A 14,716-nucleotide genomic window follows, 5' to 3' on the forward strand; every position below is an offset into this window, starting at 1 on the left:
TACTCCTCTTGGGTTGGTGATTGCTCGCACAACCATCAAACCCGGTAGCCCCGTTCTTTTTCAAGAGGGGTGTCAGATCAAGTCGAGACTTCTACACCTGATTCAACAACAGTTGTACTTTCTCCATGCTCACTGTTTCCCCAGAATCGGATTCAGTATTTTTCGTAGTTCAGATTCGATTAACCCAACTCCGAAGTAAGATGTCGGCGGCGCCTCGAAACTCTGATAACTATATGTAATTTCCACATCACGGATTAAGTGCGGTCTTGCCCGAAGCTTAAGTGCATACGTTTCGGAATCCAGGAGCGATTCGACGTGATTTTTGATTCGATCAGCTATCGACTCTCGCTTCCCTAAATAAAATGGGATCGGTTTGCCTGCTGCCAATGCCGCTAAGTGATGCTTCACCCGACTTGGATAATAACGAGGGATTGTTCCGTCATGCGCTTTGGCCCGTATTTTTCCCCATCGCTCACCAAATTCGCCAAGTTCCGCTGCTGTGTAAAACTTAAATTTCGCTTCGAAGTAATAAATTCCAGGCTTTTGAGGCAGGACAGGAAGCTCATTATCCTCACCGAGATCAAGCGTTTTTTGGGTTTCTCGCAAGTGTTGGGCAAGTGCAGTAATTGGCGCATGTTCAGTCAGTTTTGAATGAGCACTTACCAGTTGCTTCAAAGCCGCTTCAAGTCTTTCCATAGGTCACTCCCAAGTTCTGAGCACAAAGAGGCACCCAAGAGTGCGTATTCGTGGTGGTGTCCTCCATGTTGCCGGAGGGTAAGGGTGGATCAGTCTCAGTGCGCCGTAGCCGCTATTCGCCCCGTAGCTACCGGTCTTAGATCTGCATATTCCATTGCATATCAAAGCTTACGTCAGCGCATGACAAGTGCATGCAAGGTCTTGAGGCTGGCGGCGAGGTCCTGCCCCACAGCGAGCTTGCCCAGTCGGATTTGCCCCGGAACTGGATTGTCAAAACGTGCAACTGGAAGCCGCTCGCCCGGCCCCAGCAGTTGGTCACACCAGTTAGCGAAGGTCAGGTCCTTCGAAGCGCTCGCAGACAAGCGGCCCTTCAGGGCGCGGTCAAGCACCACCTCTTCCACGTCGGTAAAGTCTGCCAATACACCATATTTGCTCAGAACACTCAGTTGAGCTGCCTTCGCCTTGCTCTCTAAACCCACAGTCGCTCTCTCTAGCTCAACACTGTCTACCGACACATCGTCGAGAGCATGCCAGTAGGCTTGGCAAACTGCCAACATCGCGTGAGTTGGGTGTATTGGCCGATTAACTCTGCCATCTGTACTGGGAGATCTAAATAGGGTTGAGTGTAGAAGCCTGGTCGATGAGTCCAGGCTCAATAGGTGCTCTTTACGGAAGCGACAAAAACAAACGCTGGGCCAAACCACTGTCCAGTTTGGCACGATAAATTTCGATAAATTGCGCGCCACTGTTGGCCCTTGCATACAGGGCTTGCTCACTCAATGTGCGCTGTTCCAAGGTTTTCAGGTGCCCCGCCTCATATTCAAGAGCCGGTGTTTCCAGTGTTTTGTAGTGAAAGTGCGCAAACCACAGCTGTGTGCCGTCTTTATCGCTGATGAGATACTCCTGAAGGTAATCCTTACGCTGCCCTTTGGACAAAAACTTTCGCCCGCCCAAGCGGCTGATACGAACTTCTCCTTGAGCCTTCAAATATTCAACGTTCGGCCCCGTGGGCGGTAATCGTTTGATGATACTGACGCGCAAACCCTTGCCCGTTGTGCGCAGCCTGACCGCGGCCAACTTGAGGTCGACACTGAGTGCCCTGGCTGTTTGCTCACGGGCTGGAGTCAGGACTTCAGTTTCAGCGCTGGAATCAATCAAGACTTGATCTATTTGAGCGGATACTGAATCAAGGCTTCTGGCTTTGAATTCAAGAATATCTTCTATTTCGACCGGTATTTTTGCGGTCGCTGCGCTTGATCGACAGTTTTCAATCGCGTTGTCGACCCTGTCGAGTTGAGTTCTGGCATCCGTCACCAACTTTGCCAGGTTTCGCGCTTGAGTGGTTTGAGGGGCTGACGGGCGATGACTGCCGATTTCCTGCCATTCGCCGCTTTCGATCTGTTTATACGAATAAACCTTGATTCGCCCAATCCCCTCAGTCACTTCGACAATATCGCTTTCTACCCCCTCGGACGCTTTACGTCGGGAACCAACCAACATTAGCTGGTCAGTCGTTTTGATTATTTGCTGAGGTTGTCTGGATGACGCCGGTTTCTTGTCCCTCTGCACATTCATTAAACGACTGGGCCCCGGCCGCGGCTCTTCAACCTCGGAGGATGAGCTTTCCGAGTCTTGAATCACTCTCCCCAACTCTGACTCAGCAAAGTCCTTGAGGTTATTGAGCACTCGGATTATCGGAGCCAAAAATTCATTGCGGAAATGTTCGGATTGCAAAAGTACCAAGTTCTCACAGATCCGTTCTGCGCCGCTGTACTGTTCAATAGCGTTTTCGAAGAACGCTATATGCTGGTCGCTGTAAAGCTGATTATCCGTTCGTAAATTGATGTGTGACCATACGGTATCCACCACGGTTGCTTGTCCAAAGTGATGGAACGCGCGCTGCTCTTCAGGTGATAAATTGAACGCATCACGGCGGATCACCAATTCGTACAACGTTTCTAAGTAAATAGCTGACCAGTGCCGATCAAAATGATTTTTGTCCTCTGCGTTAACTAACGCCCACAACGCGCTGTTCGTTGGCAATTGCCTCTTCTTTACATGGTTAAGTGCCTCTAATTCCAGGGTCAAGTTATCAAATAATTTGGCTTCAATGGTTTCTGCTTTTTTTAGTTTATTGATCCACACGTCATACGCGCTCGATGAGCCTTCCTCCAAGTTTTTCATCGAGGCTATAAACTCGTTAACAAAATCCACTTGCGCTTTGATGAACGGTAATTCTTGATGGACTTCCTCCAGGTAAGTTTGAAGCTTGAAATGCCTTAAGGTTAATCGCACCCATTGCTCCTGGATGAGCTTTGCGCGGCCGTCAGTGGGCATCAATTGTTCAATTTTTGTCATAAGGCTTAAAAACTCTTGAGCGTTCTTTCTCCATTTTTCAAATTCAGCAGCATAACGTTCAACAATTTCGGCTCGCCGCACGGTCGTATTTTCCAGCAGTGCTTCAGCCACACCCATGACACGCTCGTTTTCATTCACCGCTAATTTAATCAGGTCAGCCTCTTGCAGAAGGCCCTCGACTTTTTTTAGTTTTTCTTCACGCAGCTTTTTGATCCGGGTTTTAGGCCCGCCGCCTTTCAGCCCAAGCCGAACATCCAGATGCCATTGACCTGGCGGATCACTGCGCAAGCGCGGGCCAAGCCTTTCGGGCTGCCTGGCATCCTGAATCACCAGCCCCTCGATCGAGCGAGTTACGCGATACGCAATGCCATTGAGTTGTACATAGGTTTTGCCCTGATAGTTGATCAGGCCTTGCAGGGCACCCACTTCAATTCGCTGACCCTGAGACAAGTCGATGTCCACCACAAAGGTCTCCAGGTTCTCACGCTGGGCTTGAGTCAATGCTTGATCCGGACTGAACCACGAGTAATCCAGAGTCGAATGCAGCCGGGTGGCGCGGGGATCACTGTCAGGCAGTTTATTGGCCACCTGGGCCTTGACCTGTGGAGGCTCGGCAGGCTTGGGGGGGATATCGTCAAAGATCGTGAAAATCGGCTTATCGACAGGCACTTTCAAGCGCAGCCGATCATTGCTCTGAGCAGTGGCATTCAGGTGTTCATGCAGCAGCGCCTGGCTGATGTTAAACAGCAGGTCGATAACAGTGTGCGTAAAGGTTTCCTTGTCCCCCTCCTGAAGCGCCATCAGGCCTGATCTCAGACTTATCAATGTCTGAAAGATCCAGGCCGCTCGCTGCCAGGGTCCGGTAATGAAAAACGTCAGGCCATTAAACAGGGTCCAGGCACACTCCTTGAGCAGATGCCAGCGGCGCTCTGACGTTGACACGGTATTGCGGTCAGCCAGCGTGATCAGTGCTTCCGCATGGGCATCAAACATTGCTTCAACATAATCACCGTCCAGATGAAGGGTACTCAACAGCGCCGGGCTGCGCGGAAGAAAGCGCAAAAACCCCTCCAGTAGAACGCCTTCCAGATGAGGGCGTTCAAAGCCACCGTCGATGTAATAACCACGCGAGAAATCGTCGAGCCATGCCAATACCAGAGCCTGGAGTTCGCCCGGCTGTTTTATGGCTGCCATCAAGGCTGGCCATGTTTCGAATTCCCGCAGTGGCTCGCGGGCAAAAGGTGCGTAAAGGACAAAAGGACCTGACTCAACCCCACGGGAACCGAAAACAAACATATTCGAAACAAAATCCGCCGCTGCCCCCTCGTAAGCATAAAAGCCCAAAGGCCGAACGCATAACTGACTGCTGGCTGCCGACAAGGGTACGTCCGGCCGCAGTATGCGTTGAACCAATTGCCAGCCCATCTCAGTGAATCCGGACTCACCCTTGATCTTTTTCTCCAGCGCAAGCAGGGGCAACTGAATGCTCAACTGGGCTCTGTACAGCGCCAATCTGCCAGCAGCCTCGGCGGCGTTATCAACCAGATAATGCTTGAGTTGTTCGATGTAACGGCTGCTGATATCGAGCCCGGCCACCAGCCTTTTCACGTACTGCACGCTCAACCAGTCCGGCAATACTTCACCTTGACGGTCGATGACAGCCATTAACTGTGAAGGCTTGCCACCGAGGTGCGTCAATGCGAAGTCGGCCAAGGGCGTAATTTTTTCAGAAACCTGCCCCATCCCGATATTTTCGATCACCACTTCATGGATATCGATCTGTGCCACATCCACCGTAGAGTGCGGGTGTTGCAGCTTGATACCTGCCGTCAGCAGTTGCCTGGTAAATACAGGCAGGGCAACAATACCCTCCAGAAACGTTTGCCCGTGGGTCTGTGCGTGCCAAATCGCTTGCTTGATCATCAACGCGCTGTACGCCCGCTGATCGCGTGAGTTGGCCTGGCGCAACCAGGCCGGCAGTGTGGACATAACGTGATCGTAGTAGGGTTGCTCTGCCTGATTGAAGAAGGGGAATATTGAAGCTGCATCATCGAGCGTGTTTGCCAATAGCGCCACGCTCCAACGCTCTGCTTGCGCCTTTAGGCCTGTGACGCCAATTTCACGGACCTTTTTATCCAGCAGCGTCAGCGCAAACGCGGTAAAAAAATCACCTCGCGGCTCATACAGGCTCCAGTGAAAGGAGCCATCTGTCGTTGAGTGGAGCACGTGTGGGCTTAAAGACGCGCCGAACGATTGCAGTGAGTCGTGCCGTTCAATCCCTTTTTCATCTGAATAACTCAAGACCAGCATTCTGTCGGGCAGTTTCTGCGTCACCAGCAGCATGCCTGGCAGTTGGACAAAATCGGATGCGCTGTTCTGGACGTTCTCAATTGCAACCAGATAAGCGTGCACAGGGGTTTCTGCGCTGGCTTGCAGGCGCTCTATCTTGTCAGGAAAGTTCACGACGACAGCCAGGGCAGCCGCCTGCTCATTGGATAATTGCGCGCCTTGATTTGCATCGGGCACGATGCTGTTCATGCCTGACCTCAAGGCCTGCTTCAAACACTTAAAAGGGCTGATGCTGTCAGTGCTTTTCTCGCTCCAGTACTGAACCAATGCCTCTTGATAGGCCTCCATCAGCAGCGCAGAACAGTCGTTGATGATGGTCTGGACTTGAGTCATGTCCACGCTGAGCAGGTACAGATCCTCGACATCCGAATCCGTGATCAGATGATGGACTCCCTGAATCAGGCGTACCGGTTTTGCGTCGATATAGCTCTGAATCATTACATCCACGATCAACATATAACGGTAACGGGGAGGCACACTGTCGGAGGCTGGCGAGTCAGGGTTTGGAAAAGGAACCGGCTCCGCCAGTTTGAGCTGGCCGACACTCACGTCCCGGGAGGGGTATTTCTCTTGCCATTGGGCTTTAAACAGTTGGGCCACCGTACCTTGGAAGGTGGGGGGTGGGGGCAATACCCGAGCGGCAAAACTGTCGAGGACGTGATAGCGAGGCATCGGGTGGGGAATTGAAGAAATGATGTTCATGGGCTGTCCATTGCGTGGTCATCACAGGGTGTGCCCGGGCCGGGCCTTAAGCTGTGATTACAGCCAATAAATATTTTCAGAGGTGGTAGCGGGGTATGTGTATTTAGATGACCGATAAACACATCCGTATGCCGACCTTATTCAGTACTAGTGCGGAACACACTTCGATATATTGATATGTCAGGATGACTTCAATTCACGGGCCAGTTTGATGAGTTGTATTTGTGTGTAAATTGTTTATATGATCTGCGGATAGCTCAGCAACTCTATGGATTGGAGATGACCTATATGGATGGACAGTTAGGGGAACGCTTAAGGGCGGAGCGTAAAGCGTTGGGGCTTACTCAGCATGTATTGTCTGTCGCAGGCGGTGTGGCCACCAATGCTCAGGTGCAATATGAGGGTGGTAAGCGGTGGCCAAAGTCGGATTATCTGATGGCCATTCAACGCGTGGGTATTGACATTCACTATGTGTTGACCGGTGAACGCACTATTGTGCATGTCAGTGTTGCCGAGCAAGAGATGGGCATCATCAACTGCTACCGCGGTTTGAGCCTGGTGGACAAAGAGGCCATTGCTCAGATCATGTTATCGCTGTCGCATGGCTGAGTGCGTCAAGGCAGAAAGCCAGACGGGGACCTATTCTCTCTATCCCCGTCGATGGTAATGCCCCCACGCCCGACTCCCCCAAAACCCCACCAGCACCGCTGTGCAGGCGGGGATAATGCCCAGTCAGGCATACAGCGCAAACAGTTCCGGGTTGTGCAGACGAAATTCCTTGGCCCTGATCAGCCGTTGCAGGTGGGTGTCCACGGCCATTACCCCGATCAACAGGCTTAGCCAGGGCAACCACTGCAACAACGCTGCGGCGCGATAGCTGGCGAGCAGCAGGGCGTCGATCGAACGCAAGTAGGGTGTATTGAACAACCGCTGGTTGATGGCCGTCATTTCTTCGGCGCGGGCACTGGCCGGGTTGCGCGGTGTTTGGGGTAAGGGCGTGATCTTTGCGGTATCCCCTTGCAGGCGCAGCGCGCGGTTGAGGATAGGGGGCGCGGCGTCAGATCCCCAGTACTCAGTGGCTGTGGCGTGTTCTGTCCGCAATTGGGCCAGAAACCGCTCCGGCGGATGGACCGAGGGCAAGTACAGCACCAGGATCAACAAGCTCACCAGGCGAGGTGACGGCGATGGCGCGGATCATGCTGTCGCCTCGGCCTCCCGCATCTCCAGCGTAGTGTTTGCCCTCAACGACACCCTGACTAACAACAACGACTATCCGAAGGAATACCAGGCGCTGTATCACAGTAACTTCAGCACACCGTTCCTGGAGCAAGGTGCTCGTTTTGCCACGCCGGTGAAACAGGTGTCGCCGTTCAACGATAAAGCCAAGGGCGAACTGTCCGACTGGCAAACCTACCGCGCACCGACCAGAGACTACGACGAAACGGTTTACAACGTGGTGCCCTATGCCGATGCCAAGGGCGATACGTTAACCGTGTTGCATAACAAGGCCGCGCGGAAAATCAACGCCTGGCTGGCGATCCTGCCAGTGAACCTTATCATTTTCGACAGTTTTTCAATCCTTGGCAGATGGACAAGGATGGCAAGTGCTGGCGGGGAGATGCGTTGTTGAAGCCCCGAGAAATGCGCAAATAACTGTTTTGGAGTCGTCGACCCCTATTTTTGTCCCATCGGTTGGGGGCATGACTTCGGATTCAACTTATTGCTTGATGCCGCAGTCAGGTTCCCACAATCATTTAACCGGTGATGCTTTAAAGGTCTGAAGTCGGTCGAATTATGACTTGGACGGTCTCGGTAGGGGAGGCATAGGATTGCCGCCATCGGAGTTCATAAGCGACTCCCCTTGCCAGGAAAACATTAGATGAACCTCAAGTCCCTTATCGCCAATCCACTGGGCTTCGGCTCGGCCCCTCTGGGCAACATGTTCCGCAATGTACCTGTTGCTGAAGGACAAGCCACTGTCGATGCCGCCTGGAACAATGGCGTGCGCTACTTCGACACTGCTCCGTTCTATGGTGCCGGCCTCTCCGAGTCTCGCCTGGGCGACGCTCTGGCTGGTCGCCCTCGCGACGAATACGTGCTCAGCTCCAAGATCGGTCGGATCATCCTCGATGAGCTGGAAGATCCTGCCAGCCGTGAACTGGGCGAGAAGAGCGGCCTGTTCGAACACGGTAACCGCAACCGCATCGTCAACGACTACAGCGCCGACGCCACCCTGCGTTCCATCGAGGACAGCCTGCGCCGGCTGAAGACCGATCGCCTGGATATCGTCTGGATCCATGACATTGCCCAGGATTTCTACGGTGACGAGTGGCTGGAGCGTTATGAGACAGCGCGCAAAGGCGCCTTCCGCGTTCTCACCCGTCTGCGCGAGGAAGGGGTGATCAAGGCCTGGGGCCTGGGGGTAAACCGTGTTGAGCCGATCGAGCTGACCCTCGACCTGGACGAGCCGCAGCCCGATGGCTTCCTGCTCGCTGGCCGCTATTCGCTGCTGGACCATGACCGCGCACTGCAACGTGTGATGCCGCAAGCGCTGGAGCAGGGCGTTGGCATTGTTGTCGGTGGCCCGTACAGCTCTGGCGTTACCGCCGGCGGCGAGCATTTCGAATACCAGAAGGCTACCCGTGCGGTGCTGGAGAAACTCGAGCGTATCCGTGCCATTGCACGTGCCCATGGCGTTGACGTCAAGGCGGCTGCCTTGCAGTTCGCCCTGGCCCACCCGGCAGTGGTCGCGGCAATCCCGGGTTCTACCCGCCCGTTGCACGCCAACGAAGACTTTGCAGCCCTGGGCGCAGTCATTCCTGTCGCCTTCTGGAATGACTTGCGTGAGCAAGGATTGATCAACGCTCTGGCGCCCGTTCCGGCTGTTTGAACATGACTTTGCAGGGTCGCACGGCGGCCCTGTCTTTACCCGATCATTGGGGTAGAACCCCAGGAGAAACATCATGGCTACTGCACAAGCGTCTATTGATCTTCACATCAATGCCGAGCGTATCTGGCAACTGATCGGCGGTTTCGATTCGCTGCCCGACTGGTTGCCGTTCGTTCCGCACAGCGTTTTAAGCGAAGGCGGTCGCGTACGCACGCTCAAGAGCATCGGCGGCGACACCATCATCGAGCGTTTGCTGGACTTCAACGAAGCCGGGCGCAGCTACAGCTATACCATCCTTCAAGGCCCGGCGCCGGTTCGCGACTATCTGTCGACCCTGCGTGTGGTATCGACCGGCGAGGGTGCCCAGGTGCAATGGTCCGGTTCGTTCGTGCCGCTAGGCATCAGTGATGCCGAAGCAAGCGAGATGTTCGCCACTATCTACCAGGATGGCCTGGCAGCACTGAAGCAGACGCTGGAAGGTTGAAGGCGGGATCGGGGCTGCAACGCGGCCCCGGCTCTTCCTGTATAGCCACGCTGTTGACATCTTTCAAAGGCCTCTATGCTGGATCTCAGACAACTTCGTTATTTCGTCGCCGTGGCCGAGTGCGAGCATGTGGGCAAGGCTGCGGAACAACTGCATATCTCCCAGTCGCCGCTCAGTCGGCAGATTGCCCAACTGGAAGAGCGCCTGGGCCTGCAACTGTTCGAGCGCAGCCAGCAGCGCCTGCGCATCAGCGCCGACGGTCGCACGTTCCTGCACGAGGCCAAGGCCCTGTTAAAACACGCTGACCGCCTGGAATCGCTCGGCCGCCGCCTGGGCCGGGGCGAGTCCGGCGGGCTGTGCATCGGTTACGTCAGCCATGCCATCCATGCCGGTGTGCTGCCCAAGGCTCTGCGTCGGGTTCGTGAGGAGCGGCCGGGCGTTCATATCGTCCTGTATCACCTCACCAGCCAAGAGCAATTGGAGGGGTTGCGTCAGCGCAGCCTCGATATCGCATTGGTGTGTGAACCCGTCTCGGCGGATGACCCGGATCTGCAGGCAACCCCGGTATTTAACGATCCGCTGGCTCTCGCGCTGCCTGCGGGCCACCCACTGGCGGACAAGGAATATATCAATCCCGCCGATCTCCACGAGCAGGACTGGGTCATGGTCGACGGCCATGCGAGCCCCAATCGTCGTGAGCGTTTTATGGTCCGTTGCGTGGAGGCCGGGTTTACCCCGCAGATCCGCTTGGAGGCAGCCGAACCCTTGAGTGCGCTCGGGCTGGTTTCCGCTGGCCTGGGGTTGGCACTGATCCAACGCAGTATTGGAGGTGACCGTAATCCCGATGTGGTCTTGCGCGATTTGCCGTGGTTGCAGCAAAGCACCATGCTTTGGGCAGCCTGGCACCGTGTTGACCTACGCCCGGTTGTGGGCGAATTTCGTCAGATCGTATTGGCAGGCGCGGAGCGACAAAGTGCTCAGAATGGTCTCTGCAAGGTTTGAGTTTTGTGAGCGGCGCAAAACCTGCGGAAGCGGGTTTGCCTGCGATGGCAGCGAATCAATGTTGCAGATACACCGCGTCGCCTGCATCGCGAGCAAGCCCGCTCCCACAGGGATTGGGCTTGTCCACTCATAGCCGCTGCGCGGAACTTGTGTTGATGCAAACTGAATTCAGATTGCCATGCTGTCGACCGCGCTGCCGTCGACCCGCAGGGCTGCACCGGTGGTGGCGGAGGAGTAAGGGGAGGCGAGGTAGACCACCAGGTGGGCGACTTCGTCGACTTCGGCGACGCGCTGGATGATCGAGCTCGGGCGGGCGCTGCGCACGAAGTGGTCCGCTTCTTCGCGGATGCTGCGACCGGAAGCCTTGGCGGCTTCGGCGACCAGACTGGCAACGCCATCGGTCAGGGTCGGCCCTGGCAGTACCGAGTTAACGGTGACGCCGGTACCAGCCAGGCGCTTGGCCAGGCCGTGGGAGACCGCCAGGTTGGCGCTCTTGGTCACGCCGTAGTTGATCATGTCGGCGGGGGTGGCGATGCCCGATTCGGAGGAGATAAACAGGATCCGCCCCCAGCCTTTGTCCACCATCCCCGGGGCGTAGTGGCGGGCCAGGCGCACGCCGGACAGCACATTTGTTTCGTAGAAACGGGCCCACTCGCTGTCGGCGACTTCAAAGAAGTCGACGTCGTCATAGATGCCCAGGTTATTGACCAGGATATCGGCCTTGGGGTGAGCGGCGAACAGGGTTTCGGCGCCAGCGGCGGTGCCCAGGTCGGCGACGACGCCCTGTACCTGGCCACGCCCGCCCTGGGCGCGCAGCTCTGCCAGGGCGGCATCCACTGACTTCTGGCTACGGCCGGCAATGACCACGTCGGCATGGGCGCGGGCCAGGCCGCGGGCGATGGCCAGGCCAATGCCGCCGGTGGAGCCGCTGATAATAGCGGTACGTGCGCTGAGATCGATGTTCATGGAAGGGTTCCTCTGGATAGGTTGTAGTGATGGAGGCCATGCTAGTGGGGCACCATCAGACTGTAAAAGACGCAATTGGACTGGGCTCAGACCTTGCGGGTCTGTTCGGCCAAAGCCAGCACGCGCTCGCGGAACACCCCTACGATCGCTCGCAGATCCACCTGATGCCAGGCCGCCCACAACTGCACGCTGGGCCTGAACCAGTCCAGCTGGCGCAGCACTACCGCAGGGCCTGCGCTGGCGGCCAGGCTGCTCTGCACCATGGCCAGGCCCAGCCCTGCGGAGACCAGCCCGAGTACGCTCAACGGGTCGGTGGCCTCCAGCGACAGGCGCGGGGTGAAACCGGCATCGGCGCAACCGGCGATAAAGTCATCGCGTTTGTTGATCTGATCGGGCTGGCCGCCGGTGATGATCCACTCCTGTTCATGCAGGTCGGCGGGGGTCACTTCGGCTTTGACCGCCAGTGGGTGCCCGGTGGGAATGGCCAGCAGCATCGGATCGACTAACACAGGCAGGGCAAGCAGGTCAGGATCATTGTCAGGTACGGGTTCGCAGACCAGGGCGATATCCAGGCTGCGTTGGCGCAGACCTTCGAACTGTTCGCCCGGGGTCATGTTGTAGAGGGCAATATGGATCTGCGGGCGTTCGCCGCGGATTGCCCGAACCGCGCCGGGCAACACACCGGCATGGATGGCGTGGTTGACGTAGCCAATGCACAGGCCACCCTCTTCGCCACGACCCAGGCGCTTGCCGAGCGACTCCAGGCGCTCGGCATGCTTGAGCAAGCCTCGGGCTTCGCCCAGGAAGGTGCGCCCGTCAGTGGTCAGGAACAGCCGCTGGTTGCGTCGCTCGAACAGGGCCAGACCGAGGTGATCTTCCAGCTGGGCGATTTGCCGGCTCAGCGGGGATTGGGAAATGTGCAACTGCTGCGCAGCACGACCGACGTTCTCACATTCGGCAACCGCGACGAAGTAGCGCAACTGACGCAGATCCTGCATGGAACCTCCGGGGTGGCTGGTGGCAGTATGATCAGTGAATGGCAACCGGGTTGATGTTGACCTGGGTGGAGCCAACATACAGCGGTTGGCCGAGCACGAACAGGAACTCCCAGACCTTGTCATGCACCAGTGCACGGCTGTCGATCAGTTCCAGGTTGTAGATACCGCGCTTGGCGAGCATGTACTGGTTGACCGGAAATTCGTCCTTGCCGGAGGGGCTCGGATAAACCTCGGAGGCCCAGGTATCGCCGCCGAAAGCGACGATGCCCTGGTCAGCCAGCCATTGTGCGGCTTGCATGCCGATACCGGGCTCCACTTCCAGGAACTGCTTGTTGTCCTTGCCGATCAACTCCAGCCAGCCGGTATTGAACAGCACTACATCGCCCTTGCGCAGGGTCAGGCCCTGCTTCTTCAATACCGCCTGAATATCGGCGACGCTGAACTCGGTGCCACCGGGCACAATGGCCTTGTTGTAGTAGGCGGCCATGTCCAGCACTACGCCGCGGGTCACCATCGGCGGTACTTTCTCGACGCCGAGTTTTCTGACGCCATCAACCGTCACGAAATCGGCTGCCTTGTTACCGTTGTAGTACACATTGTCGATACCGATATGGCCGATCCCGTTGAGTTGGGTGCCTACGCCGGTCCAGGCGTTTACCAGTTCATCATTGAAGGTGAACTTGTTCGGCCCCAGCGACTTGCCGGCCTGCTGCCCGACTTGCACGTTGTACAGGCGGAAGCTGCGATGGCGGTATGCCGGAAGGTTCTTGTCCACGGGCACGGCCAGCGCATAGGTCTTGCCTGTCTTGACCAGGCCGACCGCCTGTTTGACCACATCCGGGGTCAACAGGTTGGCAGCGCCGATCTCATCGTTTGCACCGTAGACGGACGGGTACCAGTCGGCTGCGTATGCGGCCTGCATGGCCAGGGGTAGCAGGGCCGCCAGGGCGAATCCTGAAAAGGTCTTCATGGTGTGATCCAGTGGGTTGGACAATGGATCGCAGTTTGCGGTGTTTACATGTGCTGATTAAGCCCTGTATCAGCCAAATTTATTTGCCTTGAAGTCAAGAATAAAAGCTGCACGGTTTGTGCGCTTGCGGATAATTCTGCGTTGCGATGGTTTTGATTTCAGACAATTCGCCTATATGGCTCCCGTTGCGCTGGAAGCTGACTTCCCCGGTCAGGTTGCTGGCGTTGAGTTGCAGCGAGGTTTCCTTGCCCAGCAGATGGCTGGTCTTCCAGGAGGCGAAAGCGTCCACGGTGGGGGGGGCTCACAACGCTTATACCACCTATCCATACTTTGGATTTCATCGTCAGGAAAAAGCCCTATAACCTCCTTGAAAACCCCAAGTTTCTATCATCGAGTTAGAGGCACACGCCATGCTCAAACCGTTAGCTTTTGCAGTGCTGTTAACCGCGACCAGTCCGATGGCTTTTGCCCAAACGGATCCGGCAGACGGGCCTGCTGCCCGTACATTCAATATCGGTTCACTCACCATCACGGCCCTGCGCGACAAGGTTCATATGATGCCCAACGACGGTAAAGTGTTCGCAAGTTCTGAAGGTACGCAGGCCGTTGCCAAGGTGCTGGCCGCCGCTGGAGCACCCACTGAACAGATAACACTGGGTATCGACGCGCTGTTAGTCAAAGACGGCCAACACACTGTTCTTCTCGACACCGGCCTTGGCCCCAGTGGTCAGGGCCTTTTGATGCAGAGCCTGGCTAAAGCAGGCTACACCCCTGAGCAGATCACCGATGTGCTGATCACCCATGTGCACAGCGATCATATCGGTGGCCTGGCGACAGCCGCGGGCACTCAAGCCTTTCCAAAGGCTGTCGTGCGGATCTCCAGTCCGGACTGGCAATGGGTACAGAACCAATCTGAACTGGCCAGCCTGATCAAGATCATAACCCCCCAGGTGAAGACCTTCACTCCGGGAGATAGCGTCGCGCCGGGTATTCGCTCGGTACCGCTCAAGGGACATACGCCTGGGCATGTGGGGTATCAAATCGTGTCCGGCAAGACTCGCGTGTTGGATGTCGGTGACCTGGTCCACAGTTCGATCATTTCTCTGGCCAAGCCTGACTGGGCAATTACCTTTGATAATGATATGGATGAAGGTGTGAAGATCCGTCGTGCTGAGCTGACGAAATTGGCCGCCAGTCACGAGACCATTTTTGCTCCGCACTTTCCGTTCCCTGGTGTAGGGACGATTGCGGCCGAGGGCGATCATTTTGTCTGGCGACCAGCCCGTTAAACCATCACCCGT

13 protein-coding genes and 1 pseudogene are annotated in these 14,716 nt (G+C 56.2%); 6 read left to right on the forward strand and 8 right to left on the reverse strand.

Going from position 1 to position 14,716, the window contains the following annotated elements; all coding sequences use genetic code 11:
* Positions 1 to 129: 129 nt before the first annotated feature.
* From ACZRMH_RS20055 to ACZRMH_RS20065, 3 genes are all read right to left on the reverse strand, one after another.
* A complete protein-coding gene (locus ACZRMH_RS20055) occupies positions 130 to 696 on the reverse strand; it encodes a hypothetical protein (protein WP_464014915.1) in 567 nt (188 codons plus the stop codon).
* A 173-nt stretch (positions 697 to 869) separates the two neighbouring features.
* Positions 870 to 1,175 carry a hypothetical protein gene (locus ACZRMH_RS20060; protein WP_464014916.1) on the reverse strand — a complete coding sequence of 102 codons (306 nt, stop codon included), beginning with the start codon at positions 1,173 to 1,175 and terminating at the stop codon, positions 870 to 872.
* 187 nt (positions 1,176 to 1,362) lie between these two features.
* The gene (locus ACZRMH_RS20065; RefSeq protein ID WP_464014917.1) at positions 1,363 to 6,105 is read right to left on the reverse strand and encodes a dermonecrotic toxin domain-containing protein; all 4,743 of its coding nucleotides are present in this window, start codon (positions 6,103 to 6,105) and stop codon (positions 1,363 to 1,365) included.
* 279 nt (positions 6,106 to 6,384) lie between these two features.
* On the opposite strand from ACZRMH_RS20065, the gene ACZRMH_RS20070 reads away from it, so the two are divergent.
* Positions 6,385 to 6,714 carry a helix-turn-helix domain-containing protein gene (locus ACZRMH_RS20070; protein ID WP_464014918.1) on the forward strand — a complete coding sequence of 110 codons (330 nt, stop codon included), beginning with the start codon at positions 6,385 to 6,387 and terminating at the stop codon, positions 6,712 to 6,714.
* A 123-nt stretch (positions 6,715 to 6,837) separates the two neighbouring features.
* Here ACZRMH_RS20070 and ACZRMH_RS20075 read toward each other — a convergent pair whose 3' ends face one another.
* Entirely contained in the window at positions 6,838 to 7,272 is a 435-nt protein-coding gene (locus ACZRMH_RS20075) for a hypothetical protein (protein WP_464014965.1), read from the reverse strand.
* Between the two features lie 58 nt (positions 7,273 to 7,330).
* Between ACZRMH_RS20075 and ACZRMH_RS20080 the strand changes: the two are divergent.
* The 4 genes and pseudogenes from ACZRMH_RS20080 to ACZRMH_RS20095 form a co-directional block, all read left to right on the forward strand.
* Positions 7,331 to 7,615, forward strand: a pseudogene (locus tag ACZRMH_RS20080) (DUF4432 family protein); the annotation flags it as partial.
* Positions 7,616 to 7,984: 369 nt separating this feature from the next.
* Entirely contained in the window at positions 7,985 to 8,995 is a 1,011-nt protein-coding gene (locus tag ACZRMH_RS20085; RefSeq protein WP_464014919.1) for an aldo/keto reductase, read from the forward strand.
* Between the two features lie 73 nt (positions 8,996 to 9,068).
* Entirely contained in the window at positions 9,069 to 9,479 is a 411-nt protein-coding gene (locus ACZRMH_RS20090; protein WP_464014920.1) for an SRPBCC family protein, read from the forward strand.
* 75 nt (positions 9,480 to 9,554) lie between these two features.
* The gene (locus ACZRMH_RS20095; RefSeq protein ID WP_464014921.1) at positions 9,555 to 10,481 is read left to right on the forward strand and encodes a LysR family transcriptional regulator; all 927 of its coding nucleotides are present in this window, start codon (positions 9,555 to 9,557) and stop codon (positions 10,479 to 10,481) included.
* Between the two features lie 168 nt (positions 10,482 to 10,649).
* On the opposite strand, the gene ACZRMH_RS20100 is transcribed toward ACZRMH_RS20095, so the two are convergent.
* From ACZRMH_RS20100 to ACZRMH_RS20115, 4 genes are all read right to left on the reverse strand, one after another.
* The gene (locus ACZRMH_RS20100; protein ID WP_464014922.1) at positions 10,650 to 11,447 is read right to left on the reverse strand and encodes an SDR family NAD(P)-dependent oxidoreductase; all 798 of its coding nucleotides are present in this window, start codon (positions 11,445 to 11,447) and stop codon (positions 10,650 to 10,652) included.
* Between the two features lie 86 nt (positions 11,448 to 11,533).
* Positions 11,534 to 12,445: a LysR substrate-binding domain-containing protein gene (locus ACZRMH_RS20105; protein ID WP_464014923.1), complete on the reverse strand. Its 912-nt coding sequence runs from the start codon at positions 12,443 to 12,445 to the stop codon at positions 11,534 to 11,536.
* 31 nt (positions 12,446 to 12,476) lie between these two features.
* Positions 12,477 to 13,415: a cyclase family protein gene (locus tag ACZRMH_RS20110; RefSeq protein WP_464014924.1), complete on the reverse strand. Its 939-nt coding sequence runs from the start codon at positions 13,413 to 13,415 to the stop codon at positions 12,477 to 12,479.
* A 94-nt stretch (positions 13,416 to 13,509) separates the two neighbouring features.
* On the reverse strand, positions 13,510 to 13,704 hold the full coding sequence (locus ACZRMH_RS20115; protein ID WP_464014925.1) for a hypothetical protein: 195 nt from the start codon (positions 13,702 to 13,704) through the stop codon (positions 13,510 to 13,512).
* Positions 13,705 to 13,825: 121 nt separating this feature from the next.
* On the opposite strand from ACZRMH_RS20115, the gene ACZRMH_RS20120 reads away from it, so the two are divergent.
* Positions 13,826 to 14,704, forward strand: coding sequence for an MBL fold metallo-hydrolase (locus ACZRMH_RS20120; RefSeq protein WP_464014926.1), 879 nt, complete (start codon positions 13,826 to 13,828; stop codon positions 14,702 to 14,704).
* Positions 14,705 to 14,716 lie beyond the last annotated feature (12 nt).

The sequence above is a fragment of the Pseudomonas sp. B414 genome (assembly GCF_055408445.1).